This window comes from Histophilus somni, assembly GCF_014202395.1.
Lineage (GTDB): Bacteria > Pseudomonadota > Gammaproteobacteria > Enterobacterales > Pasteurellaceae > Histophilus > Histophilus somni.
Genome location: NZ_JACHGQ010000005.1, coordinates 26,327 through 52,230 on the forward strand (window position 1 = coordinate 26,327; position 25,904 = coordinate 52,230).

Genomic DNA, 25,904 nt, shown 5'->3' on the forward strand with positions numbered 1-25,904 from the left:
AAACTGAGTTCTCATTATACTCAATAACAGGTACTAACATAATATTTATTTTTGTATTTTGAAAACGTACTCGTGATTTTTTGACAATAAAGTTGATAACAATTTTTTCACCGGTGCAAAACTACGACGATATTCAGGCAATACCCCGAATTGGGCTAATCTTTCCAAATGTAATTTTGTTGGATAACCTTTATGTTGTGCAAAAGCGTACTCAGGATAACGTCTATCCAGTTCTATCATCTCTTGGTCTCGAGCAACTTTTGCTAAAATTGATGCCGCACTTATCTCAGCAACCAGACTATCGCCTTTTATCACCGCTTGTGCCGACATCGGCAATTGAGGAATACGGTTACCGTCAACCAATACAAAGTGCGGTTGAATTTTCAAATTTTCTACCGCTCTTTGCATTGCTAACATAGTGGCATGCAAGATATTTAACTTATCAATCTCTGCCGGTTCTGCCCGTCCCAAACTCCAAGCTAACGCTTTTTGTTTAATTTCTTCAGCCAAAAGCAAACGCTTTTTTTCCGATAATTTTTTACTATCTTTTAGCCCTTCAATTGGATTATGCGGATCTAAAATAACCGCCGCCGTCACTACGGCACCCACTAAAGGTCCTCGACCAACCTCATCAACGCCTGCAATGAATTCCACATTCGGATAAACAAAAGCATTCGTCATTTATACCTCATCATTTAATAAATCAATAACTGCTTGTGCCGCCTGCTTATCAGCATCGCATCGAATCAGTTGATGTAATTGAGTAAATTGTTGAATTAAATGTTGACGATTTTTAATCCCACTTTCCGTTTGCTCCAAATAAACAGATAATTTTTCAGCTAATTTCTCAGCAGTACAATCCTCTTGAATCATTTCAGGCACTAACATGTCATCTGCTAATAAATTTGGTAACGAAATATATTTTGTTTTAACTAAACGCTTTGCAAGAAAGTAAGTAAAAGGTTTCATTTTATAACCCACTACCATTGGCGATTTACATAGCATACATTCTAAAGACGCTGTACCAGAGGCAAGTAAACTAGCCTCAGCAACAATCATCGCTTGGCGTGCCTGCCCATCTAGAAAAACGACCTCTAAATGCGGTGCAATTTGGGCTTTAATTTGTTCAAACTGTTTACGTCTTTTTTCATTTACCAAAGGCACTAAAAATTGAACATCGGGAAAACGCTGCTTGATTAATTGTGCCGTTTGTAAAAAGGGGGGAGTTAAAAATTGAACCTCTGCCTCTCGACTTCCAACTAAAATAGCCACATAACGATGTTTTGGCTCCAGATTAAGTTGGAAGCAAGCATCTTGGCGATCCGGTTGCAAATCGATGATGTCCGCCATAGTATGCCCGACAAAGCGACAAGGCACATTAAAACGATCATAAAATGCTTTTTCAAAAGGCAAAAAAGCTAGTACCAAATTCGTTGCTTGAGCAATTTTAAAAATACGCTTTTGTCGCCACGCCCAAACGGAGGGGCTAACATAATGAAGCGTCTTGATACCTTGCTTTTTAAGTTTTAACTCTATATCCAAATTAAAATCCGGTGCATCAATGCCAATAAAAATATCAGGCTTTTCCGCTAACATAGTATCAATGACTAAACGACGAATTTTCAGCAAACGAGGCAAATACTTGATTACTTCTACCAACCCCATGACAGCAATTTCTTCCATATCAACTAACGTTTTACACCCCTCAGCCAACATGTTTTTACCGGCAATCCCAATAAAACGTGCCTGTGGATATTGTATTTTTAACGCTCGAATAAGACCTGCACCGAGAATATCACCGGATACTTCGCCTGCGACAATGCCAATTGTTATATTTTTTTTATCTATCATAAAAACACCATAAAAAATAACCGCACTTAAAAAAAGTGCGGTTCATTCCTATTTTATTACAACATTATTTTAGGCTACCCATTAACGAATGATGCCACGTGTTGATCGAGTGAAAAAGTCAAGGAAAAAACTCACCGCACTTTCAGTTTGTGCATAATTTTCAATTTCAGGAATGACTTCCTCAAGGGTTTTGCCACTGCGATAAATCAGTTTATACACATTACGAATTGCATGTAGTGTCGGCTTATCAAAACCACGGCGTTTTAGCCCCTCTATATTTACTCCGAAAGGCCGTGCATGATTGCCTTGTGCCATTACATAAGGCGGCACATCTTGACTTACCATAGAACCACCACCTAGCATTACATGTGCACCAACAATAACAAATTGATGAATGGCTGACATACCGCCAACAATAACAAAATCACCTAATTCAACATGTCCTGCTAACGTCGCATTATTGGCTAAAATGCAACGATTTCCAATTTGACAATCATGTGCAATATGAGCATTAATCATCAACAAGTTGTCATCACCAATACGAGTTACACCACCACCTTGCACTGTCCCACGATGAATAGTCACACTTTCACGAATACGATTACGATGACCAATAATCGTTTTCGTTGGTTCACCTTGATATTTAAGATCTTGATTGACTTCACCAATGCTGGCAAATTGGAAAATTTGGTTATCTTCCCCTATGGTAGTTACTCCCTTCACGACAACATGGGAATATAACGTGGTACCTTTACCAATTTGTACATCGCTTCCCACAATACAAAAAGGACCAATAACAACATTTTCACCAATTTTTGCACCTTCTTCGATAATAGAAGAAGGATGGATTTTTGCAGTCGAATGAATCATTTTTGCTCCTTAATTATCTACGAGCACACATTAATTTGGCTTCACAAGCTACTTCACCATTTACACTCGCCACACCTGTAAAAGCGGTAATACCACGGCGTTCCCTAATGACTTCAACTTTTAACATCATTTGATCTCCCGGTAAAATAGGACGTTTAAAACGTGCCTCATCCACACCGGCAAAATAAAATAGCTCTTTATTACTTAACTCGTGAGTTTTGAACGCCAAAATCCCCATTGCTTGTGCTAATGCTTCTAAAATTAATACCCCCGGCAAAATAGGTTGGTCAGGGAAATGACCTGTAAAACAAGGTTCATTTACACTCACATTTTTAATTGCGGTTAACCATTTCCCTTCTTCATAATCAGTTACACGATCTACCAATAAAAACGGATAGCGATGAGGGAGAAGTGTCATAATTTCTTTTGATTCAATTATTCTTGCAATACGTTCAGTTGTCACAGTCATACCTTTAAATTAAATAAAACAAACTAAAAATCAATAGCAACTCATTATATGCCATTTAAAACTTGAATACCAAATAGAGCGGTCTATTTATTCAAATTTTCTTTTCCAAAAATCTCAGTTATATTTTTTTCAATAAAATCAAACATTTCATAACGCTTGCGATACATGGAACGCTTTTTACTTTGAATATCTTCCAGCGTCTTACGTTCAATAACTACAGGTAATTGCCAATAGCCCTGAGGGTTTAAAAGTGCATTATTTTCTTGCCAAAAATCATCATAATTAAATAACAAACGTGCATTGTCGTTCCAACGATATTTTCCTTGATTTTTATGTGCTATGCCTAAAAGTTCATAATTCAGCTCTTTTGCTAACAATTTATACACATTTACCAACATAAACATTGGGCGTACACCATGTAATTGCTTCGTTGTCGATTTAATTAATTCTTGTGAATTATCATCACTAGGTCCTTGCACAGACGTGATCAATAATTTATTCCCTGCCAAAAAAGAAAAAGAGGCATCGTAAATACGTTGACCCTGTTTATTGCGAATATTTACCGCAAAAAACCCCTCAAAAGGATCTATTTGATTAATTGCTAAATACAAATCCAACTCATCTGTTAATTCAGCCAATAAAACCTTATCTTTTTCAACTAACAGTTGTGAGAAAGACCGCCCAAATACTTGTTCTGCTACGGAAAAATTATCCATAATTGCTTGTACACGTTGTTTTTTATTAAAACGGTTATCGCAATACTTTCTAAGCACAGCATCACAACGATTGTAACTTTTCGTGAATATATCAATCCAAAGAGGATTATGATTTAAATAGGTAACAAAAATCTGACATTCTTTAAAACAAGTTAAACGATAAAAATAATAGCGAATACGAGTTCTTAACCGTTTTAAAAAACGTCTTTCATTAGAAAACTGATAGAAAGAAGGAAAAGAAAATAAATTTTTCATTATCAGATGAATCCGTCGTTTGTATAACCTGCTTGTTTTAAAACGGGGAATTGTAGCAAAAACTAACCGCACTTAAAAGTGCGGTCAACTATGTCGGCGTGTAAAAAAACTATTTTTTATCCAATTGTGGTAACATTGAATCTTTACCTACAGTCAGTAATCCGGTATGTGTATAAATACCCAATTTATCACGCGTATCCGTAATATCAAGATTACGCATGGTAAGTTGACCTATACGATCGGACGGATCAAACGGTGCATTTTCCACTTTTTCCATACTTAAACGTTCAGGATGATAAGTCATATTCGGTGACACTGTATTTAAAATAGAATAATCGTTACCACGGCGTAATTCTAATGTAACTTCACCGGTTACCGCACGGGCTACCCAACGTTGAGCTGTTTCACGTAACATCAATGCTTGCGGATCAAACCAACGTCCTTGGTATAATAAACGCCCTAAACGCAACCCATTGATACGATATTGTTCAATAGTATCTTCATTATGGATCGCCGTAACCAAACGCTCATAGGCGATATGCAATAACGCCATACCCGGAGCTTCGTAGATGCCACGACTTTTCGCTTCAATGATACGATTTTCAATTTGATCGGACATTCCCAGACCATGACGACCGCCGATGCGATTGGCTTCTAAAAAGAGTTCGACCGCACTTGAAAAAGACTGACCGTTTAATGTGACAGGAACACCGTCTTCAAATCCGACCGTCACTTCTTCCGCTTTCACAGTTACATCATCACGCCAAAAGGCAACACCCATAATAGGCTTAACAATACGAATACCGCTATTGAGATATTCTAAATCTTTTGCTTCATGAGTAGCACCTAACATATTGGAATCCGTCGAGTAAGCTTTTTCAACAGACATTTTGTAATCAAACCCGTTTGCGATTAAAAACTCGGACATTTCTTGACGGCCACCCAGCTCATCAATAAATTGATTATCCAACCAAGGTTTATAAATACGTAAACTCGGATTAGTTAATAACCCGTAGCGATAAAAACGCTCAATATCATTGCCTTTGAAAGTGGAACCATCGCCCCAAATATTAACATCATCTTCTTTCATAGCTGAAACAAGCATGGTACCTGTTACCGCACGACCTAAAGGCGTAGTATTAAAATACGTTACACCGCCTGTGGAAATATGAAAGGCTCCGCATTGAATAGCGGCAATACCTTCATGAGCAAGCTGATTGCGGCAATCAATTAAACGAGCTTTTTCTGCACCATATTCCATTGCTTTACGAGGAATAGCATTATAATCTTCTTCGTCAGGTTGACCTAAATTGGCGGTATAAGCATAAGGTACAGCGCCTTTTTGACGCATCCAAAGTAATGCTGCACTGGTATCCAAACCACCGGAAAAAGCAATGCCTACTTTTTGACCAATTGGAAGATGTTGTAAAATTGTATTTGACATTTATGACCTTCTTTTTTGCATTATAGATTTTTTTGAATAAATTCTGCATATTATTGCATTTTTTTTGATTAAAAATGCAAATCGGATATTTTTTATTTTCTTTCAAATAACATCAAATAAGGATCTGGACACTGATAAACAAAACTGAGCTCTCGGCAAATTTTATTCGCTAAAATAACACGTCTTGGATCTTGTTCCGAACAAATAAAGTGCGGTGCTTCCAGTGATAATTTTTCTGCTATCTGTGAGTAATATTCTGCTCGAGTCGGATGTTGCGGTGCGACCAAATGATATAAACGCTGGGAACTTGGTGTTTCCAATAACAATTGAATAGCTCTTGCACAATCATCAACATGCACCAAATTGATCGGCATATTCCCCGCTGATAATTCATCTTTTCCCGCTAAAGAATAAACAGGATGACGATCCTCGCCCACAAGTCCCCCAAAACGAATAATATCGCAGTCAACATCTTTCAGCTCAAACAGCCATTGCTCAATTTCAAGCAATGCTTTACTCATTTCTGACTGGGGTACAATCTGACTTTGTTCATCAAATTCGCCTGAAACATCAGGAAATACAGAGGTTGAGCTGATAAAAATAATATGTTGAAGACCGTTTAACAATGCCTCATTCACTAAGTTTTTAACGCCCTGTACGTAGTGTTGTAAATGAAAAAAATATTGACTCGGTGGAATATTGATAACTAAAGCATCCACAGAAAGTAATGCTGTTAGATCATCGGGATCAGCATTAATATCGGGTGTGAGTTCCAGATGATAGGCTTCCAATCGAATTAAACGCATTTGCTCCACGCCTTCATGTGTGCGTTTGGTGCCTTTAACTTTCCAACCCAAATTTTTTAAATGACGGGCAAGTGTTAAACCTAACCACCCTAACCCTACGATTGAAACAGCTCTCATATTATCTCAAACTTATTTCATGGCAAAAGTGCGGTCAAATTTAACAAATTTTCACCGCACTTCCAATTATTTTGTTAATAAATCCAATACCTCTTTATATTTATCAACAGTTTTTTGGATAACATCAGCGGGGACTTTAGGTGCAGGAGCCTGTTTATTCCAACCACTCTTTTCCAGCCAATCACGCACGAATTGTTTGTCGAAAGACGGCGGATTAGTGCCTTCTTGATAAGTTTCCACAGACCAGAAACGACTTGAATCCGGCGTTAAAACTTCGTCCATTAAGGTTAATACGCCATTTTCATCTAAACCAAATTCAAACTTCGTATCACAAATAATGATACCTTTAGTCAGTGCATATTCCGCTGCCTCTTTATAAAGTGAAATCGCTTTTTCCCGTACTTGCTTTGCAAGCTCAACACCAATTAATTGCTCACATTCCGCATAGCTAATGTTTATATCATGATCACCTACTTTTGCTTTACTTGAAGGTGTAAAAATCGGCTCAGGTAATTTACTTGCCTCAACCAAACCTCCCGGCAATTTTAATCCGCAGATTGTGCCAGTGGCTTTATAATCTTTCAATCCCGATCCTGTTAAATAGCCTCGTACGATACTCTCAATTTTGATGGGAGTAAGGCGTTTGCAAACAACAGCACGATCTTTAACCAAATCTGCCTCGGCTTGAGGTAAAACATCGTAAACAGTTTCACCGGTAAAATGATTTGGCATAATATGGGCTAATTTCTTGAACCAAAAATTAGAAATCTGCGTCAAAATTTCACCTTTACGATCAATAGGATCATCTAAAATTACATCGAATGCCGACAAACGATCCGTTGCAACCATTAACATGCGTTTATCATCAATTTCATAGAGATCCCGTACTTTCCCCGAATAAATTTTTTTCAAACTTAGCTGTGTCATATGAATACCTTATTAGCTTTAAATAAAATCGGGTTATTTTACCGCAGCCCGCTTTCATTAAGCAAACGTTTACATAGATTTTAGCTCTACATAAAAATAACGTTGCTGTTACTTTTTTAGCTCTCAAAAAAGGAACATAAAAGGGAACATCAAGCGATTACAATGACAAACATTATTTTACAATGTGAACAATTAAGGAATGGTAACTTATTGATTTTTTAATTGTTTTTTACAAGACAAACTTTATTTTACAGTTAGATGGCGGTGAGAGGGGGATTCGAACCCCCGATGCAGTTTCCCACATACACGCTTTCCAGGCGTGCTCCTTCAACCACTCGGACATCTCACCATTGAAGTTAGGGCGGCAAATATAAAGATTTCTTCTAATTCAGTCAAGTATTTTTTATTTTTCTTGTGCTAAAACAAATTATTAGCTTAAATTTCAGTTACAATACTTCTCTCTATCATCTTGTCTGTTGGAATTTATATGTTGAAGAAGTGGTTTTTAACTAAAAATATTTTTCTTGCTGTTCGTCCTTTTAGTGCACTGCAAGATAGCTTTAAAATTGGCTATGGTAAGTCGCATCTTATAAAGGACATTATTGCAGGACTTACTGTTGGTGTTATTGCTATTCCTTTGTCCATGGCATTAGCTATTGCCAGCGGTGTACCGCCTCAGCACGGCTTATATACCGCTATTGTTGCTGGGATAGTGATTGCTCTGTCCGGTGGCTCTCGTTTTAATATTTCCGGCCCTACAGCGGCATTTGTGGTGATTTTATACCCTGTGACGCAGCAATTTGGGTTAAGCGGGTTACTCATGGCAACTCTATTGTCAGGGATTATTTTAATTTTAATGGCTTTTTTTCGTCTAGGTCGTTTGATTGAATATATTCCGCTCTCTGTAACGCTTGGTTTTACTTGTGGAATTGGGATTGTTATTGCGACATTGCAAATTAAAGATTTTCTTGGCTTAAATGTCGCCACCATGCCGGTACATTACCTTGGCAAATTGCAAGCAATTTTTACCGCACTTCCAACAATTAATTGGGCTGATACTGCAGTCGGAACTGTAACGCTAATTTTACTGACAAAATGGCATAAGTTTCGTTTACCTATACCCGGTCACCTGCCCGCTGTTATTATCGGTACGTTATTATCCATTGCATTGATTCATTTTGGCTTTGATGTGGCAACAATAGGCTCTTCTTTTAGTTATAGCCTATCAGACGGTAGTACGGGATATGGTATTCCGAATGTCATACCCGAAATTATTTTGCCTTGGAATTTTCCCAATGCTGATGGAGAAGTGATCAATTGGGATTTCAATACTTTGCAGGCCTTATTGCCGGCGGCATTTTCTATGGCAGTATTAGGTGCAATTGAATCTCTACTTTGTGCGGTGATATTGGATAATATGACTAGTACTAAGCACCATTCTAATAATGAATTATTGGCTCAAGGGTTAGGAAATATCGTTGCACCATTTTTAGGAGGGATTACAGCAACAGCAGCTATTGCTCGTTCTGCGGCTAATGTGAAATCAGGGGCGGTGTCACCTATTTCCAGTGTGATACATGCTTTATTAGTTTTATTCTCTCTATTATTTTTTGCAAAAGCATTGTCTTATTTACCGCTTGCCTCTATGTCTGCGTTGTTGCTTGTGGTTGCTTGGAATATGGCAAACGTTGGGCAAATTGTTCAATTAATCCGTCGATCAGGTTTGAATGAAATTGCAGTCTTGCTGACTTGTTTAACTTTAACTGTCATTTTTGACATGGTAATTGCAATTACCGTTGGCGTGCTTTTAGCAAGTCTATTGTTTATCCGTACTATTGCTGAAATGACAAGATCTTTTGAAATTGCACATCCTGAGGATCTGTGTGATACCGTAGTTTTTCGTATTAGCGGACCGCTCTTTTTTGCCGCAGCGGATAACTTGTTTGCCGACTTACATGAAAAAACTACTCATACAGGGAAAGAGATCAAACATATTGTATTGCAATGTGATGCAGTGACTGTGCTTGATGCTGGAGGAATTCATGCTTTGACCCGTTTTATCCAACATATGTTGCCTTCACAAGAATTGCATATGTGCAATATGCAGTTCCAACCCTTAAGAACGATTGTTAAATCTAAGACAGTGAAAGAAATACATAAAATTCATTTTAGTACGAATTTGGACGTGGTCTATCGCAAGATTAGAGATTTAACAAAAACTGAATAAAAGAAAGGCGAGTATCCAACTCGCCCTATAAATATGTGGATATTAACGTCTAAACATATTTCCTAATCCACCTAATCCCCCCATCATGCCTTGCATGCCACGCATCATTCTCGCCATACCGCCTTTTCGCATTTTTTTCATCATACGCTGCATTTCATTGAACTGTCTCAACAGATTATTCACATCTTGCACTTGCGTACCTGAACCCAATGCAATCCGGCGTCGGCGTGAACCTTTGATAATATCTGGATTGGACCGCTCTTTTAAGGTCATGGAGTTAATAATTGCCTCCATTTTATTGAACATTTTATCATCCACTTGATTTTTCACATGATCAGGGAGATTTCTGGCACCCGGCAGTTTTTCCAGCATGGACATCATTCCGCCCATTTTTTTCATTTCGATAAGTTGTTCACGAAAATCTTCAAGAGTAAAGCTATCTCCTTTCTTGAATTTTTTTGCCATTTTTTCTGCTTTTTCTTGATCGACTGAACGTTGTAAATCTTCAATCAAAGAAAGAACATCACCCATGCCTAAAATACGAGAAGCAATACGATCCGGATGGAACGGTTCAAGAGCATCGGTTTTTTCACCGACACCTAAGAATTTAATTGGTTTTCCGGTAATATGACGAATAGAAAGTGCCGCACCACCACGAGCATCACCGTCAACTTTCGTTAAAATGATCCCCGTCAGTGGTAATGCCTCATTAAATGCTTTTGCTGTATTCGCTGCATCTTGACCTGTCATAGCATCGACAGTAAATAGGGTCTCAATTGGATTAAGTGCGGTATGAATTTGTTGAATTTCTTCCATCATTGTGTCATCTACATGCAAACGACCGGCAGTATCAACAATTAGGACATCATAGAATTTTAGTTTTGCCTCAGCCAATGCAGTACGTGCAATTTCAACAGGTTTTTGTGAAACATCGGAAGGATAAAAATCAACGCCGATAGATTGAGCCAATGTTTCCAACTGTTTAATTGCTGCTGGACGATAGACGTCGACAGAAACTACCATTATTTTCTTTTTGTAGTTCTCTTTTAGGAATTTCGCCAATTTACCGACGGAGGTTGTTTTTCCTGCACCTTGTAAACCTGCCATTAAAATCACAGCTGGTGGTTGAGTGGCTAAATTGAGTTTTTCATTTGCCACCCCCATGGCTTTTTCTAATTCGGTTTGGACAATTTTGAGAAATTCTTGTCCAGGCGTAAGACTTTTATTGACTTCTTCGCCAATCGCTCGTTCCTTGACTTGATGAATAAATTCACGGACAACAGGTAAGGCAACGTCAGCCTCTAATAACGCCATTCTGACTTCACGCAATGTATCTTTAATATTATCTTCAGTTAAACGACCTTTTCCGGTAATATTACGCAAGGTTTTTGACAAGCGATCCGATAAATTTTCAAACATTTCTAATCCTATATTTTCTTGAAAAAACTACCGCTTTAATTATACTGAAATTCGGTAAATTTTCATCATTTGCAAGAAATTTATAGCGATTTTATCAAGTGGATAAGTTAGAATAAGAACCATTATTATATATTGTGTAAGGTAAATTTATGTGGTTTGCGGTTATTTCAGCTTTTTTTTATTTAATTAGCATTTTATTAATCATGCCAATGTTATTAGGGCAAGGCGGTCAAGAAGTTAAGTTGAATAAAATGGCTTTTTTAGTCACCGCACTCATCGCAATTATTAGCCATTTTATTGCGTTAAATAAGTTATTTATTCATTTGTTCATAGGTAATAATTTCACGTTAATTGAAATTTGCTCGTTAGTGAGTGCCATGATTGCTGCTATTGCAACTGTTGCCATTTTGGCTCGAGTAAAAACACTTTGGTTTCTGTTGCCTATAGTTTACTGTTTTTCTATTATCAATTTAATTTTACAAGCATTATTACCTGAAATTTGGGTTTATCATTTAAGTCAAAATACAAGTTTATTATTCCATATTGCCTTATCTTTATTTGCATATTCCGTTTGTTTTATTGCTATGTTGTATGCCATTCAATTACGCTGGATTGATAATAGCTTAAAAAGTAAAAAATTAACTTTCTCACCGGCTGTTCCTCCATTAATGACCGTTGAAAAACATTTCTTTCGCTCTTTGTTTAGCGGGCAAATATTACTTACTTTGACACTTATTTCCGGTAGCATTCAATTAATTGATTTTTTCTCCGCTCATAATATTCCCAAAGCTATTTTTTCGTTTTTAGCTTGGTTTGTTTTCGGTATAGCTTTATTTGGACATTGGAAATTATATTGGCGAGGAAAAAGAATGATTATTTATACAATTTCAGGTATGATCTTGCTCACTGTCGCTTATTTCGGTAGTCGTGTTATTTTAGAGTTATAAAATGTCTTGGTCTCATTGTCATAAGTAAAAATATTATGGCATTATGGAAATGAATGAAAGGATTATATTTTGGATAGTATCCCCCTTAGTACCTTATTTATTACATTAATTATCTTACTTATTCTCTCAGCTTATTTTTCCGGTTCTGAAACGGGAGTGCTTTCCGTTAATCGCTATCGTATGCGATTTTTAGCAGAAAAAGGGCATAAAGGGGCACAAAAAACAGAGAAATTGCTTAAGAGAACGGATGTTTTCCTCAGTCTAATTTTAATTTGCAATAACTTAGTTAATATTTCCGCATCAGCAATTGCAACCATTATAGGTATGCGTATATATGGTGATGTTGGCGTTGCCGTTGCGACAGGTTTATTGACCTTTGTAATGTTAATTTTTTCAGAAATTTTTCCTAAAACTATTGCCGCACTTTATCCTGAAAAAGTTGCTTTTGTTTCAAGTCATATTATTAGCATACTATTGAAAATTTTTAGTCCATTAGTTTTTATTATAAATCTATTTATTAGCGGGCTAATGAAACTTTTTCGTTTAAAAAATGAAGTAAAAGCACATTCTCTTAACTCAGAAGAATTACGTGCAATAGTGAATCAATCAGGACAATATATCCCTTCTGCACACCAAGAAATGCTTCTTTCTATTTTGGACTTAGAGAAAGTTACGGTCGATGACATTATGGTGCCACGTAATGATATAGCCGGTATTGATGTTGATGATGATTGGAAAGCGATTATGCGTCAGCTGAATCATGCCGCTCACGGGCGTGTTGTACTTTATAAAGGCAGTATTGATGAAAATGTACTGGGTATATTACGGGTTCGTGAGGCTTATCGCCTAATGCTGGATAAAAATGAATTTAGTAAAGAAACGCTCATTCGTGCAGTAGATGAAACTTATTTTATCCCTGAGGGGACAGAATTAAATACTCAATTACTTAATTTCCGCAACAATAAAGAACGTATTGGCTTGGTCGTAGACGAATATGGGGATATTAAAGGACTCGTAACGTTAGAAGATATTTTGGAAGAAATTGTCGGTGAATTTACCACTTCAACCGCCCCATCTATTGATGAAGAAGTGACACAGCAATCTGACGGAACAATAATTATTGAAGGATCTGCCAATTTACGTGATTTAAATAAATTATTTAATTGGAATTTAGATACCGAAGATGCCCGCACTTTTAATGGATTGATTTTAGAACATTTAGAAGAAATTCCTAATGAAGGAACTGAATGTGAAATAAATGGGCTAAAAATTACTGTATTAGAAGTGGCGGATAATATGATTAAACAAGTTAAAGTTGAAAAAGTTTAAATAGGTTAAAAGCGGATCATGAAGATCCGTTTTTTATTCACTACTTTGTCCAATAACTCTATCCACTTCTGCTAAATCTGTTATTTCTAACCGCACTTTTTCCATTGCACTTTCACGCAAATGAGCATAATCCGTTTGGTAGCAAATATGATTATCTATTAGATGCGGTTGTAAAAATTGATAAACACCAATTCGCCCTTGATATTTCTGATGACAAGTGCAATTTTCATTTTCTGTATGTGGACATTTTTTTCGTACCAAGCGTTGAGCGATGACCAATAATAAACTATTGTCAATTTCATGTTGCTTTACCCCCAATTGAAGCAAGCGTGAGACTGCCGACGGAGCATCATTTGTATGTAAAGTTGAGAGAACAAGATGTCCGGTTTGTGCTGCTCTTAATGCCATTATTGCACTTTCGTTATCCCGAATTTCACCCAACATAATAATGTCAGGATCTTGACGAAGAAAAGTTCTTAACAGTCGGCTAAAATCTAACCCGATCTGCGGATTTATTTGACATTGAATGATACCGTTCAATTCAATTTCTATCGGATCTTCCGCTGTCATAATATGTTTGTGCTTATCATTCAGCCATTGAAGTGCAGTGTAAAGTGAGATACTTTTTCCACTCCCTGTTGGGCCTGTCACTAAAATGAGTCCTTGGGGTTGAGATAGTGCCTGTTTGAATGATTTTTGCTGGTTTTCTGTCATACCGAGTTCCGCAAAACTCAACTGTACAGGTTTATTTTGCTGTAAACGCAACACGGCTTTTTCACCCATATTCGTCGGAAGGGTTGATAAACGAAAATCAAGGATGTCAGAAAATGTTGTTTTAAAATGAAATCGTCCATCTTGAGGTAACCGTGTTTCGCTTATATCCAATTTGGCCAGTAACTTTAAACGTGAAAGAATACGCTTACTCAGCGAAAACGGAAGAGGCGATTGGCATTGTAAAATACCGTCTATTCTGAAACGTATTTGCAAGCAATTCATTTGTGGTTCAATATGAATATCTGATACATTTTGCTTTAACGCATTTTCAAAAATGTGATCTAAAAGTTGAATCACGGGTTCATCAGACTTTTCAGTTACTTCTATACGATGCTCGGCTACATATTGATTTATAGGTTGCTCTTCAACGAACATATTATTTTGCTGTGGTGATAAGTTTTGTAGTAACTGTTTAAGTAATTGGTTATTAAGTAAAACCGGTTCTACAATTTTTCCATACAAAAATGCAAATGTTTCACAGGCACTAATATTATTTAGACTATCAACGCCTAACCATAACGTTTGTTCATTTTCCTGTAAAGGAATGGCAAAATAGCGTAGCAGAATTTGGGATTGTTGCTGATTTCTTTGCCATAAATGCGGTGTTATTTCATAAGTATCTCCATCGATCGACATCACTATCGGAGACATATCTTCAGATTGAGGAATTATCATATTGTGCGTTTATATTATTCGGTTAATGATGTACTGAGAATTTTGTTGCAAAAAGAAAATATGGAAAATACCATCGCACTTTTTTTACGATCTGGATCGTAAAAATAACTTTTTGTGATATGCGAACATCAGAAATTTTATATTTCTCAACAGGAGAACCAAAATTATGGAAAAACTTCTTGGCAAAAAAATTTTATCTATTAGGCTAAAAAATGTTCAAATGCAGATTTTTATTTGTCATTTCCTCGACTGTTTGCTTTTGTATCGCTATAATTCCTCGTCTTTTAATGTAAATTTAATTTACTAACGTGTTCGGTGCGTGTTTCCGCCGAGTACAAATTCTTTTTGAGGTAACATAATGTCATTTAATATTGAAACAACTCAAGGTCTTGAGCGTCGTGTAAATATCACCGTTCCTTCTGAAGCTGTTGAGCAAGCTGTGCGTGAAGAATTGAAACGTGTAGCAAAAAATGCACGTATTGACGGTTTCCGTAAAGGTAAAGTACCGGCACAAATGATTGAAAAACGTTTTGGTGCATCTGTTCGCCAAGATGTATTAGGCGATTTATTACAAAAACATTTTTTCAATGTGATGCTTGAAAATAAAGTGAATTTAGCCGGTCGCCCAGAATTTACAGTAGAACAATTTGAAGCTGGTAAAGAATTAAAATTTACAGCGACTTTTGAGGTTTATCCAGAGATTCAGCTTCAAGGACTGGATAAAATCAAGGTTGAAAAACCGGTTGTGGAAATTTCAGACGCCGATATTGATAAGATGCTTGACATTTTACGTAAACAACAAGCAACTTGGATTGAAACTCAAGATGTTGCTAAAGCTGATGATCGTGTTACTATCGATTTCGTTGGCTCTGTTGATGGCGAAGAGTTTGAGGGTGGAAAATCAACAGACTTTGTTTTAGCAATGGGGCAAGGTCGGATGATTCCCGGTTTTGAAGAGGGTATCATTGGTCATAAAGCGGGTGAACAATTTGAAATTAATGTAACCTTCCCTGAAACTTATCATGCTGAAAATCTAAAAGGGAAAGCTGCTAAATTTTCGATTACTTTGAAAAAAGTAGAAGTAATGCAATTACCTGAATTAACAGATGAATTTGTGGCAAAATTTGGCCCTAATACAAAAAATGTAGCGGATTTACGCAATGAAATTGCAAAAAATATGCAACGTGAATTGAAAAATGCTTTGGTTTCTCGTATTAAAACTCAGGTAATTGACGGTTTGTTAGAGCAAAATCCAATTGAAGTACCTACTGCCGCAGTTGAGCAAGAAATTGAAGTATTACGTAATCAAGCAGCACAACGTTTTGGCGGTAATGCTCAACAAGCTGCACAATTACCACGTGAATTATTCGAAGAACAAGCTAAACGCCGTGTTCAGGTTGGTTTATTATTCTCTGAAGTCATCTCTTCTAATGAGTTAAAGGCTGATGAAGAACGTGTTAAAGCGATGATCGCAGATATTGCATCAGCTTATGAACAACCAGCAGAAGTGATTGAATATTATAGTAAAAACAAAGAGTTAATGAATAACATTCGCAATGTCGTGTTAGAACAACAAGCTGTTGATGCTGTATTAACGAAAGCACAGGTAACTGAGAAAGCGTCTTCGTTTGATGAAGTAATGAACCCTCAAGCGTAATTTATAGCTTTTTATAGTTTTAAGTGCGGTCGTTTTGTAAGAATGACCGCACTTTTGTTATTTAGATTTTTTAGAAGAGGTATATATGAGCGTCATTCCTATGGTCGTAGAACAAACATCAAGAGGCGAACGATCTTATGATATTTATTCACGTCTATTAAAAGAGCGGGTGATTTTTCTGACTGGAGAAGTTGAAGATCGTATGGCAAACTTGATTGTTGCTCAACTTCTCTTTTTGGAAGCGGAAGATCCAGCAAAAGACATTAATATTTATATAAACTCTCCCGGCGGTTCAGTCACTGCCGGAATGGCAATTTATGATACTATGCAATTTATTAAGCCTGATGTGAGAACTCTTTGTATTGGACAAGCATGTTCAATGGGAGCATTTTTATTGGCGGGTGGCACAGCAGGTAAAAGGGCGGCATTGCCTCATGCAAGAGTGATGATTCATCAGCCTTTAGGTGGCTTTAGAGGACAAGCCTCTGATATTCAAATTCATGCACAAGAAATTTTAAAAATTAAGCAAACGTTAAATGAACGTTTAGCATTTCATACAGGACAATCTATTGAACAAATTGAACAAGATACTGATCGTGATAATTTTATGTCTGCAGAACAGGCAAAATTGTACGGTTTAGTTGATGACGTGTTAATTAAACGGTAGATATTGGGTAAAGAAATGACAAAAGAAAAAGAATTACATTGCTCTTTTTGTGGTAAGGAACAAAAAGAAGTAGATAAATTAATTGCAGGCACATCCGGTTATATTTGTAATGAGTGTATTGAATTATGTCATGACATGTTAGCTAATGCGGATGACATCGAAGAAATTGATGAAGAATTTCAAGAGGAAGAGCCTAAATTACCGACACCACATGAAATTCGTGCACATTTAGATGATTATGTCATAGGCCAAGATTATGCTAAAAAAGTATTAGCTGTGGCGGTGTATAATCATTATAAACGTTTACGTAGCGAAAAAAATACTTCTGAGGTTGAATTGGGCAAAAGTAATATTTTGCTTATCGGCCCGACAGGCAGTGGCAAGACTTTATTGGCACAAACGTTAGCTCGTATGCTCAATGTTCCCTTTGCAATGGCAGATGCAACAACTTTAACTGAAGCGGGATATGTTGGTGAAGATGTTGAAAATGTCTTGCAAAAATTATTACAAAATTGTGATTATGATATAGAGAAAGCTCAACAAGGTATTATCTATATTGATGAAATTGATAAGATTACACGTAAGTCTGAAAATCCTTCTATTACTCGTGATGTATCAGGCGAAGGTGTGCAGCAGGCTTTACTAAAATTAGTTGAAGGAACGGTAGCTTCTATTCCTCCACAAGGCGGACGAAAGCATCCTCAACAAGAAATGTTGCGTGTGGACACCTCTAAGATTTTATTTATTTGTGGCGGTGCTTTTGCCGGTTTAGATAAAATTATTGAGAAAAGAACGAATACCGGTGGCAAAGGTATTGGTTTTGGTGCTGATGTTCGTATTGATGAAGAGAAAGTCAGTTTAACCGAATTATTTAAGCAAGTTGAACCTGATGATTTAATGAAATTTGGCTTAATACCGGAGTTTATCGGTCGTTTACCTGTTATCGCACCTTTAAGCGAACTGGATGAGGAGGCTTTGGTAAAAATTTTAACTGAGCCGAAAAATGCCCTAACTAAGCAATATCAAGTTTTATTCAGCTTAGAAAATATTGAATTAGAATTTACCCAAGAAGCATTGATTGCAATGGCGAAAAAAGCACTAGCTCGTAAAACAGGTGCCAGAGGTTTGCGATCTATTGTTGAAACCCTATTGCTTGATACTATGTATGATCTCCCTTCTATTGAAAACTTACAGAAAGTTATAGTGGAAGAAGAAACAGTCACCGAAAATAAAGTGCCAGTATTGAAGTTCAATAGTTAATAAAAAGGTGTGATTTTATCCTGCTATCTAAAAAAGCACAGTAGACAAAAGTTGGTTTTGATTATTTTTATTAATCATCACTAACTTTTTCTATTACAGAAAGTGCCATTTTCACTACCATTTCTGCTTTGACGTCCTCCCCTAGCTAAAGCAAGGAGATTCCTACCAGCTCCCATTGCAAGCAATGGGCTACTCTCGGTGGGTTTCTGCTGCTGACCGCCAATGCGATTCACTTCACAGACGCTACGGGCACGTCCTGCCCTGATTATGCCGTCATTGAGAGTCTAAAGCGACCTCTGTTAGCAGTAAGAAGTATATCATATTTGTGCTTTATATCCCCCCCCTAAAGGACGTGGTTTTAGGGCACGATTAGATAAAAAACACCGCACTTTTAACTTTTATATCTTCGTTTTATCTCGTACTGCACCCTTGTCCGCAGATGTTGCGAAATATCCGTAAACTTTTAGAGCAAAGGAAACTTCTCTCTGGCGATTAGCTGGTTTCCAGCCAAGTTTATCTTGCTCTGCTCGACGCTCAGCAAGTTCTTCTTCGGATACCATCAATTCGATGCGACGATTTGGAATATCAATCTCAATAATATCACCATCTTTTACTACACCAATTAAACCGCCTGCCGCCGCCTCCGGTGAGCAGTGTCCGATAGACAGTCCCGATGTACCACCGGAGAAACGACCATCTGTAAGTAAGGCACAAGCTTTACCTAAGCCCATAGATTTGAGATAACTGGTTGGATAAAGCATTTCTTGCATACCCGGTCCGCCTTTTGGTCCTTCATACCGAATCACCACAACATGTCCAGCTTGTACTTTACCCCCCAAAATGCCTGATACAGCATCTTCTTGACTTTCAAATACAATGGCTTTACCGCTGAACTTTAAAATGCTTTCATCTACTCCAGCAGTTTTGACTATACAACCGTCTAAAGCAATATTGCCTGACAACATAGCTAACCCACCATCTTGGCTGTACGCAAATTCTTTACTGCGAATACAACCATTTTCACGATCATCATCAACCGTATCCCAACGACAATCTTGCGAGAAAGCTTGAGTAGTGCGAATCCCTGCCGGTCCTGCACGGAAAAATTTATGTATGGCTTTATCTTGAGTGAGTTTGATGTCATATTTTGCAATTTGTTCGCCTATGCTCATACCCAAAATTGTACGAGTTTGGCTATTCAACAAGCCGGCACGATCTAATTCACCTAAAATTGCCATAATACCGCCAGCACGATGCACATCTTCCATGTGATACTTTTGGGTATTTGGTGCAACTTTGCTCAGGCACGGTACTACCCGAGAAAGGCGATCAATATCCGCCATAGTGAAATTGACTTCCGCTTCCTGTGCAGCAGCTAATAAATGCAAAACGGTATTGGTCGAACCACCCATAGCGATATCAAGACTCATAGCGTTATCAAAGGCTTCTTTTGTGGCAATTGAGCGAGGTAAAACAGATGTATCATCTTGTTCATAATAACGTTTGCACAGTTCAACAATCTGTTTTCCTGCCGCTAAGAAAAGTTGTTTGCGGTCGGCATGAGTAGCCAAACATGAGCCATTTCCCGGTAAGCTCAAGCCCAGTGCTTCGGTTAAACAATTCATTGAATTGGCGGTAAACATACCTGAACAAGAGCCACAAGTTGGACAAGCAGAACGCTCAATTTGTTCGCTGACATCATCTGAAACATTCGGATTTGCACCTTGAATCATAGCATCCACTAAGTCTAATTTAATGATTTGATCGGATAATTTGGTTTTACCCGCTTCCATTGGGCCACCTGAAACAAAGACTGTTGGAATATTCAAACGCAATGCGGCCATTAACATTCCTGGTGTGATCTTATCGCAGTTAGAAATACAAACCATCGCATCAGCACAGTGAGCGTTAACCATATATTCAACACTATCGGCAATTAAATCTCGGCTCGGTAAAGAATAGAGCATACCTCCATGCCCCATAGCAATTCCATCATCTACAGCGATGGTATTAAACTCTTTTGCTACCCCACCAAATTTTTCAATTTCAGCAGCAACTAGTTGCCCCATATCTTTTAAGTGAACATGTCCGGGTACAAATTGAGTAAATGAATTGACAACCGCGATAATCGGTTTACCGAAATCATTTTCTTTCATTCCTGTTGCCCGCCATAAAGCACGTGCACCTGCCATATTACGACCTTGTGTACTGGTCGCTGAACGTAGTTTAGGCATAATCTCTCCAAGTAAAATAATATTATTTTTAAATTTTTATCACTGTTTCTTGCATTCTTAAACACATCGCTAATCATGTTAAAACTGCCCGTCTTCATTGCTTGATTAGTCTATCTTATCGTAGTACTCAATAACTGATATGAAACAAGCACGTTCTACTATATAACGTTTTTTAAGAATAAAAGTCCAGTGCTAAGTTAAATTCTGACAAGCGTTTTTGTTCTTCCATCAATTCATTTTTGACTAAAGGGTTATGCTCAAGATATTCTGCATCAAAATATAATGACCATTTTTTTAGAGTGCGGTCGATTTTTAGGGTAATGTTATTTGTTTTCGATGTCGCTTGGCGAGATTTATTGAGTAAAATAGCCAAACGTAATAAACGAACAAGTGCGATTACATCAGCCCTCGGATAGCGTGCAAATTTTCCAATGTCAGGCATTTTGAAATGATTAAATTGGTGATGGATTATTGTAGTAAGTAAGCGTTGCTGTTCTTTATCAAATCCGGGCAATTCCATATTTTGTAGAATGTAAGCGGAATGTTTTTGTAAATTTTTATGGTTAATCACGACCCCCACTTCATGTAACCTTGCCGCCCATAACAGAATATCTTGCATTTCAGTTTTTAATTCAACAGCTTGCCAACTTTGATATTGTTCACTGAGCAATAAGGTGCTTTGATAGGTTCGCTCCGCTTGTGCGAGATCCACATTAAATTGTTGCATAATACCAAGTGCGGTACGTTGGCGAATATTTTTGACTTGGAAATCCTTTTCCAAGCTATAAATAATCCCCTCACGCAATGCTCCGTCTGAATAACGCATTTCTTTGATAGCAAAGGTTTCAAAAAGTGCGGTCAAAATAGCAAGTCCGGGAACAAATACATCTACACGATCTTCATTGAGTCCATTGATATGTAATTTATTGAAATGGTGAGCTTTCAATACTTGTGTTATCAACTTGTTTAAGTGCGATAATGTGATAATTGCGTGTTGATTATAGTTGGTACTAATAACTTGATGAACGGTTTTGATGGTACCGGAAGAACCTAAAACACAATCCCAATTTAAGTCAAGATAAGGCTTGGCAAGATCTTCAATACATTGTTTTGCCGTTTTTTTAGCTCGTTGAAAGTTATCCCTTGATATTTTGCCACATGGAAAAAATTTCTTGGCAAAACTGACACATCCCATATTGCGACTATTGGCAATTAAAGGGATAAAATCATCGCCAATAATCATTTCCGTTGAACCGCCGCCAATATCAATCACGAATTTCCGACCGATCTCAGGTTGGGTATGAGAAACACCGGAATAAATCGTTTTTGCCTCAGTTTCCCCACTAATGATATTAATCGGATAGGGGAAAACCTCTGCCGCCTGTTGTAAAAATTCTATCTTATTGACCGCACTTCGTAATGTATAAGTACCGACTACATTGATATTTTGAGGATCAAATCCTTGTAAGCGTTCGGCAAAAAGAGCAAGACAGTTTACGCCTCTGGTGATAGCGGCTTGGCTTAACATATTATTTTCATCTAACCCTTCCGCCAATTGTACTTTTTGTTTTAAACGAGATAAAACTTGAATAGAGCCGTTAATAATTCGGGCAATCACCATATGAAAGCTATTGGAGCCTAAATCAATAGCGGCAATTTCTTTCGCTTCACCGCGGTGTTGTACAAGTGCGGTTACTTTTTGTAATAAATTTTCGTTATTCATCGTTAAAATTCAAATTGATAAAGTAGATCGACCGCTTGGTTTATACCGGAAACGGATTGTAAATAAAGTTTAGGTAATAGGCGATAACGTAGGGTCAATTCAGCCAATCCATCGAATAAACCAATACCATATTTTATCTGTAATGTAGGGGTAATATTACCGCTTACGACAACTTTTGAACTGTCGCCAACACCAGAAGTATCCAAGTTCAAATTTTGAATACCAAATACTTTACCAATACCACCGACTAATTTTCCACTCTTAGCTAACCCTATTCCTAATAATGCCGCACCAAGTGAGCCACCGGAACCATTATTTCCGCTATTTTCTAAAGATCGTCCGGTAAGAAGATAAGAGAGTGCTTGATCTTGAGAGGTACTTGGCTCGGAAAATATAGTGATTTCAGGACTATCGGCAATACCAACTATTTTTGCACCTACTGTCATATTCGTATTTTCCATTGATGTCGGATTTCGTATTGCTTCTATATTTAACATAGGTTGAGAAGGTAAACCGGAAAAGCTAATAATCCCTTTACGAATTAAAAGATCTTGTCCAAAAGATTCATAATGACCATTGTGTAAATTAATTTGTCCAAATAAGCCAAGGTTGCCTTTTTCTTGTTTTACTGAAAGCAAGCCATTTAATTCGGTTTTCAAACCATATGCCTCTAAACGCACATGATCGCCGAGCTTGATTTTTAAGTCAGAGTGAATTTGTATACCGCTCTTTGTAGTTGTCTCAATTTCTCCTTTCATCAATTTAACTACTTTAGTTTTTTGGGGACCATCTAAAATCACTTCATCCTTACTGGGAGCAACTATATTGTCAGGTAAACGTTCAATTTCGATCCTTGCCCATGGAATATCAACATTACCACTTAACGCTAATAGTTTAGGTGTTGCATGAATTTCAATATTTGGCGATACCTGTAATTTAGCTATGGAAGGAATATCCACCTTAAATTTATCTGCATTAATATGTAAACCTGCTTGCCAATCGTCGATCTTACGCCAATTTGCTTGACCTTCAACATTTAAATGACTTTCGTGAGTTTGAATATTTCCTTTTAGAATTGAACGATCACCATAAAAGCTCAGTATAATATTTCCATTTGTTATACCAAAAGGAACTGATTTCAACTTAGCTCGAACTTGACTCACAGCAAATTCACCATTCAAAAGAGGATTACTTAAATCACCTGTAAAACTCAACTTTGCATTGACTTGACCATCTACTTTCTCACTGCTAGCGATTAACTGATTAACTATATTTAAATTCATATCGCTAATTTTTAAATGACCACTTAACCTTTTCTGATTGGTTAAATCAGCTAATTTTAATTCCATATTAACGTCTCCTCGGTTTTGAATATTAAAATTAGAATTTAGGGTTAAGTTATTGTTTTGTAACTCTGTAGTTATATTTAAAGTTGGGATAGCTAAACGAAAAGTACGATAATCTAATTTTTTTGTCACATTGAGATTATCGCCTTTAAGTTGTAGCGTCAAATAAGGAGAACTCTCCGTAAACCATGCGAATTTTCCTTGACCGGATAAATGTCCTTTGAAAATCTCTTGTGAGATCAATTTATTCACTAACGCTAAATTAATTGTTTTAAAATCAAACGGAATTTCTCCGGTTTTTCCTACAATGAACTCTTGTGGAAAACAGAGATGAATATCCGATGATCTCCAGCAATGGGCGGAAACTTGTGCAATTGTCTTTTTATTATCATAAGACAACAAAATATTTTCACTATTGGTCAAATTGCCAATTAAAGAATGAATATTCACTTGACTTAAAATACCTTGCCATTGTTGTAAAGTGCGGTCAAATTTCCCCTGTAAATTTAAGGTTGCGGAAGCCGGCTCGCCCTTTGATTTAAGGATTAAATAGTGTTGTTGTTCCGTTCCCTTAATTTGTAATTTAGTGCTGTTCAATTTAATATTATTTAAACTGAAACCATCAATATCAAGATCGACTTGTCCTTGCACTATATCTTGTAAACTAATGTTAGCCAATAAATCAATTTTGTTAATTCGCATATTATTTAGCCGAACATTATGTCCTTTTAGATCAATATTGCTTTTCAACTTAAGTTTATCTTTCCAGCTCACATTGGCGTTTGCATTCGCCTTCATATTTAACGCATTAACTTGAAGTTGTTGTAAGGTAAATTGTGTCAATCCGCCTTGTAGTGCTAAATCCACATCGGTTTCAGGCATTCCCATACCAATGAGCTTGCCTTGTAATGTGGCTTGATAATTGAGCAAATCTCCTTTTGCAGTAAAAAACATGTCCTGAATTTTCAATGGTTCTGTAGAGTTTTTCTCAAATGGATATTGTCCGTTTATTACTTTTAATTCAATGTCAAACGGTGTTTTTTGTGAATAAAGCTCAATTTTACCCTGTAATATCGACTCAAACGTTCCCTGAGTTTGCAGGAAAAGTGCGGTTTGTTTTTTAAGATTTCCACTTAATGTAAGATTGATGTTACTGTGAGGCAAAAGCAATTTTCCATCATGTTTAAGTTCATTGAGCGTTGCTTGAACTTGTAGTTCTATCGGAAATTCTTGCTTGAGTTGCAATGTCCCCTCACCTCGTAGCTGACCTAAATTACTTTCAAGTTGAAACGTTTGTAATTGAATAGAATTATCTATACTGTCTGCGTGTAAATAAATAGTTGATATTTCAATTTGGTGTAAATCACTTTGCGGTATATTTGAATTGCCAATTTGTTGATATAGCCAATTTTTTCCTTGAATACCTTGAATATGTAGATCAAAAGGTAGCTCAATTTCGGGCATATCAGGCAATAACGGTTGATTTAACCGTTGTGTAAGTTTTTCCCAATCAACAGGGGATCTTACAGTTTTTTCACTCTTTTTCTTCTTCGCTGTTTTTTCTGTGAGATGTCGGTGAACTATCGTTAAACCATTAATTTCTGTAGGCAGTAAAGTTAAACCTTGCTCATTGTTTAAAGTAAGTGCGGTCCGAAATTTTGCTAATTTAACTTGCTGTTGGTCTATTGTGAGATCCAGCTGGTTGATCTCAATACCATTGATGTCCACTTCAACAGGTAGCTTGATTTGTTGTATTGGTTGTGACGTTTTAGTTTCCGACTTTGGCAGTTGAGCAGTATCAATCTGAATTTTAGGCTGATTTAAAGTGAGATTTTTTAAGCAAATCTTGCCACTTAATAGACAATGTAAGTCCAGTTTTATATTTGCTTGTTCAATATCAGCTTTAATACCTTGAGTGTGAAAAGCAATTTGTTTTAATTGTAAACCGTCTTGCAACCCACCATCAATTTGAGCAATATGCAGATTATCTATGAAATGATCAGCAAGCTGAATGAACAAGCGTTGTCCGCTATTTGTAAGTGCGGTTACTAAAAATAAAATAAGTAATAAAATGACCGCACTTATTGTGCATAAAATCCCGCGTAATACCTTACGTTTTGGCTTAACCGAGCGAGTTTCCTGTCGCTCTGTTGTTGTATTTTCATTTGGTATTTGTGTCATTTTTACGACC

At 37.0% G+C, this 25,904-nt stretch carries 19 protein-coding genes and 1 tRNA gene; 6 read left to right on the forward strand and 14 right to left on the reverse strand.

The features are described from left to right. Positions 1 to 45: 45 nt before the first annotated feature. From rnhB to HNR69_RS04180, 9 genes are all read right to left on the reverse strand, one after another. Positions 46 to 681, reverse strand: a complete 636-nt coding sequence (rnhB, locus tag HNR69_RS04140) for a ribonuclease HII (protein ID WP_011609511.1) — start codon at positions 679 to 681, stop codon at positions 46 to 48. Beyond that, positions 682 to 1,851 carry a lipid-A-disaccharide synthase gene (gene lpxB / locus HNR69_RS04145; protein ID WP_075294122.1) on the reverse strand — a complete coding sequence of 390 codons (1,170 nt, stop codon included), beginning with the start codon at positions 1,849 to 1,851 and terminating at the stop codon, positions 682 to 684. It abuts the gene before it with no gap. An 81-nt stretch (positions 1,852 to 1,932) separates the two neighbouring features. Next, positions 1,933 to 2,721: an acyl-ACP--UDP-N-acetylglucosamine O-acyltransferase gene (gene lpxA, locus HNR69_RS04150; protein ID WP_075294123.1), complete on the reverse strand. Its 789-nt coding sequence runs from the start codon at positions 2,719 to 2,721 to the stop codon at positions 1,933 to 1,935. 13 nt (positions 2,722 to 2,734) lie between these two features. Further along, positions 2,735 to 3,190 (reverse strand): 3-hydroxyacyl-ACP dehydratase FabZ, encoded by a 456-nt coding sequence (gene fabZ, locus HNR69_RS04155; RefSeq protein ID WP_011609514.1) that lies wholly within the window; start codon positions 3,188 to 3,190, stop codon positions 2,735 to 2,737. An 83-nt stretch (positions 3,191 to 3,273) separates the two neighbouring features. Then, positions 3,274 to 4,161, reverse strand: coding sequence for a VirK/YbjX family protein (locus HNR69_RS04160; protein ID WP_075294124.1), 888 nt, complete (start codon positions 4,159 to 4,161; stop codon positions 3,274 to 3,276). A 109-nt stretch (positions 4,162 to 4,270) separates the two neighbouring features. Then, positions 4,271 to 5,605, reverse strand: a complete 1,335-nt coding sequence (argG, locus tag HNR69_RS04165; RefSeq protein ID WP_011609516.1) for an argininosuccinate synthase — start codon at positions 5,603 to 5,605, stop codon at positions 4,271 to 4,273. 92 nt (positions 5,606 to 5,697) lie between these two features. Then, complete coding sequence (locus HNR69_RS04170) at positions 5,698 to 6,528, reverse strand: SDR family oxidoreductase (RefSeq protein ID WP_075294125.1); 831 nt, start codon at positions 6,526 to 6,528, stop codon at positions 5,698 to 5,700. Between the two features lie 66 nt (positions 6,529 to 6,594). Continuing rightward, entirely contained in the window at positions 6,595 to 7,455 is an 861-nt protein-coding gene (locus tag HNR69_RS04175; RefSeq protein ID WP_075294126.1) for a phosphoribosylaminoimidazolesuccinocarboxamide synthase, read from the reverse strand. Between the two features lie 259 nt (positions 7,456 to 7,714). Further along, a tRNA-Ser gene (locus tag HNR69_RS04180) sits at positions 7,715 to 7,804 on the reverse strand. A 138-nt stretch (positions 7,805 to 7,942) separates the two neighbouring features. On the opposite strand from HNR69_RS04180, the gene dauA reads away from it, so the two are divergent. After that, positions 7,943 to 9,682, forward strand: coding sequence for a C4-dicarboxylic acid transporter DauA (gene dauA, locus HNR69_RS04185; RefSeq protein WP_075293625.1), 1,740 nt, complete (start codon positions 7,943 to 7,945; stop codon positions 9,680 to 9,682). Positions 9,683 to 9,724: 42 nt separating this feature from the next. On the opposite strand, the gene ffh is transcribed toward dauA, so the two are convergent. Beyond that, entirely contained in the window at positions 9,725 to 11,101 is a 1,377-nt protein-coding gene (gene ffh / locus HNR69_RS04190; RefSeq protein ID WP_075293626.1) for a signal recognition particle protein, read from the reverse strand. 149 nt (positions 11,102 to 11,250) lie between these two features. Here ffh and HNR69_RS04195 point away from each other — a divergent pair, with 149 nt between their 5' ends. Both HNR69_RS04195 and HNR69_RS04200 read left to right on the forward strand, forming a co-directional pair. After that, positions 11,251 to 12,048 (forward strand): cytochrome C assembly family protein, encoded by a 798-nt coding sequence (locus HNR69_RS04195; RefSeq protein WP_075293627.1) that lies wholly within the window; start codon positions 11,251 to 11,253, stop codon positions 12,046 to 12,048. A 69-nt stretch (positions 12,049 to 12,117) separates the two neighbouring features. Continuing rightward, positions 12,118 to 13,377: an HlyC/CorC family transporter gene (locus tag HNR69_RS04200; protein ID WP_012341088.1), complete on the forward strand. Its 1,260-nt coding sequence runs from the start codon at positions 12,118 to 12,120 to the stop codon at positions 13,375 to 13,377. Positions 13,378 to 13,410: 33 nt separating this feature from the next. On the opposite strand, the gene HNR69_RS04205 is transcribed toward HNR69_RS04200, so the two are convergent. Beyond that, a complete protein-coding gene (locus HNR69_RS04205) occupies positions 13,411 to 14,826 on the reverse strand; it encodes a GspE/PulE family protein (RefSeq protein ID WP_232451458.1) in 1,416 nt (471 codons plus the stop codon). Positions 14,827 to 15,184: 358 nt separating this feature from the next. Here HNR69_RS04205 and tig point away from each other — a divergent pair, with 358 nt between their 5' ends. From tig to clpX, 3 genes are all read left to right on the forward strand, one after another. Beyond that, positions 15,185 to 16,483, forward strand: coding sequence for a trigger factor (gene tig / locus HNR69_RS04210; protein ID WP_075293628.1), 1,299 nt, complete (start codon positions 15,185 to 15,187; stop codon positions 16,481 to 16,483). 85 nt (positions 16,484 to 16,568) lie between these two features. Beyond that, positions 16,569 to 17,150, forward strand: coding sequence for an ATP-dependent Clp endopeptidase proteolytic subunit ClpP (gene clpP / locus HNR69_RS04215; RefSeq protein ID WP_075293629.1), 582 nt, complete (start codon positions 16,569 to 16,571; stop codon positions 17,148 to 17,150). Positions 17,151 to 17,165: 15 nt separating this feature from the next. Next, positions 17,166 to 18,410 (forward strand): ATP-dependent protease ATP-binding subunit ClpX, encoded by a 1,245-nt coding sequence (clpX, locus tag HNR69_RS04220; protein ID WP_075293630.1) that lies wholly within the window; start codon positions 17,166 to 17,168, stop codon positions 18,408 to 18,410. A gap of 398 nt (positions 18,411 to 18,808) precedes the next feature. Here the strand turns inward: clpX and ilvD are convergent, their stop codons facing one another. The 3 genes from ilvD to tamB all read right to left on the reverse strand — a co-directional run bounded on the left by ilvD (position 18,809) and on the right by tamB (position 25,894). Then, positions 18,809 to 20,644, reverse strand: a complete 1,836-nt coding sequence (gene ilvD, locus HNR69_RS04225) for a dihydroxy-acid dehydratase (RefSeq protein WP_012341084.1) — start codon at positions 20,642 to 20,644, stop codon at positions 18,809 to 18,811. Positions 20,645 to 20,816: 172 nt separating this feature from the next. After that, positions 20,817 to 22,367: a Ppx/GppA phosphatase family protein gene (locus HNR69_RS04230; RefSeq protein WP_075293631.1), complete on the reverse strand. Its 1,551-nt coding sequence runs from the start codon at positions 22,365 to 22,367 to the stop codon at positions 20,817 to 20,819. A 2-nt stretch (positions 22,368 to 22,369) separates the two neighbouring features. After that, a complete protein-coding gene (tamB, locus tag HNR69_RS04235) occupies positions 22,370 to 25,894 on the reverse strand; it encodes an autotransporter assembly complex protein TamB (protein ID WP_136122283.1) in 3,525 nt (1,174 codons plus the stop codon). Positions 25,895 to 25,904: the final 10 nt, after the last annotated feature.

Coding starts and splice junctions, on each gene's coding strand:
- rnhB (WP_011609511.1), bottom strand. CDS start 681: ATGACGAATGCTTTTGTTTATCCGAATGTGGAATTCATTGCAGGCGTT.
- lpxB (WP_075294122.1), bottom strand. CDS start 1,851: ATGATAGATAAAAAAAATATAACAATTGGCATTGTCGCAGGCGAAGTA.
- lpxA (WP_075294123.1), bottom strand. CDS start 2,721: ATGATTCATTCGACTGCAAAAATCCATCCTTCTTCTATTATCGAAGAA.
- fabZ (WP_011609514.1), bottom strand. CDS start 3,190: ATGACTGTGACAACTGAACGTATTGCAAGAATAATTGAATCAAAAGAA.
- HNR69_RS04160 (WP_075294124.1), bottom strand. CDS start 4,161: ATGAAAAATTTATTTTCTTTTCCTTCTTTCTATCAGTTTTCTAATGAA.
- argG (WP_011609516.1), bottom strand. CDS start 5,605: ATGTCAAATACAATTTTACAACATCTTCCAATTGGTCAAAAAGTAGGC.
- HNR69_RS04170 (WP_075294125.1), bottom strand. CDS start 6,528: ATGAGAGCTGTTTCAATCGTAGGGTTAGGGTGGTTAGGTTTAACACTT.
- HNR69_RS04175 (WP_075294126.1), bottom strand. CDS start 7,455: ATGACACAGCTAAGTTTGAAAAAAATTTATTCGGGGAAAGTACGGGAT.
- dauA (WP_075293625.1), top strand. CDS start 7,943: ATGTTGAAGAAGTGGTTTTTAACTAAAAATATTTTTCTTGCTGTTCGT.
- ffh (WP_075293626.1), bottom strand. CDS start 11,101: ATGTTTGAAAATTTATCGGATCGCTTGTCAAAAACCTTGCGTAATATT.
- HNR69_RS04195 (WP_075293627.1), top strand. CDS start 11,251: ATGTGGTTTGCGGTTATTTCAGCTTTTTTTTATTTAATTAGCATTTTA.
- HNR69_RS04205 (WP_232451458.1), bottom strand. CDS start 14,826: ATGATAATTCCTCAATCTGAAGATATGTCTCCGATAGTGATGTCGATC.
- tig (WP_075293628.1), top strand. CDS start 15,185: ATGTCATTTAATATTGAAACAACTCAAGGTCTTGAGCGTCGTGTAAAT.
- clpP (WP_075293629.1), top strand. CDS start 16,569: ATGAGCGTCATTCCTATGGTCGTAGAACAAACATCAAGAGGCGAACGA.
- clpX (WP_075293630.1), top strand. CDS start 17,166: ATGACAAAAGAAAAAGAATTACATTGCTCTTTTTGTGGTAAGGAACAA.
- ilvD (WP_012341084.1), bottom strand. CDS start 20,644: ATGCCTAAACTACGTTCAGCGACCAGTACACAAGGTCGTAATATGGCA.
- HNR69_RS04230 (WP_075293631.1), bottom strand. CDS start 22,367: ATGAATAACGAAAATTTATTACAAAAAGTAACCGCACTTGTACAACAC.
- tamB (WP_136122283.1), bottom strand. CDS start 25,894: ATGACACAAATACCAAATGAAAATACAACAACAGAGCGACAGGAAACT.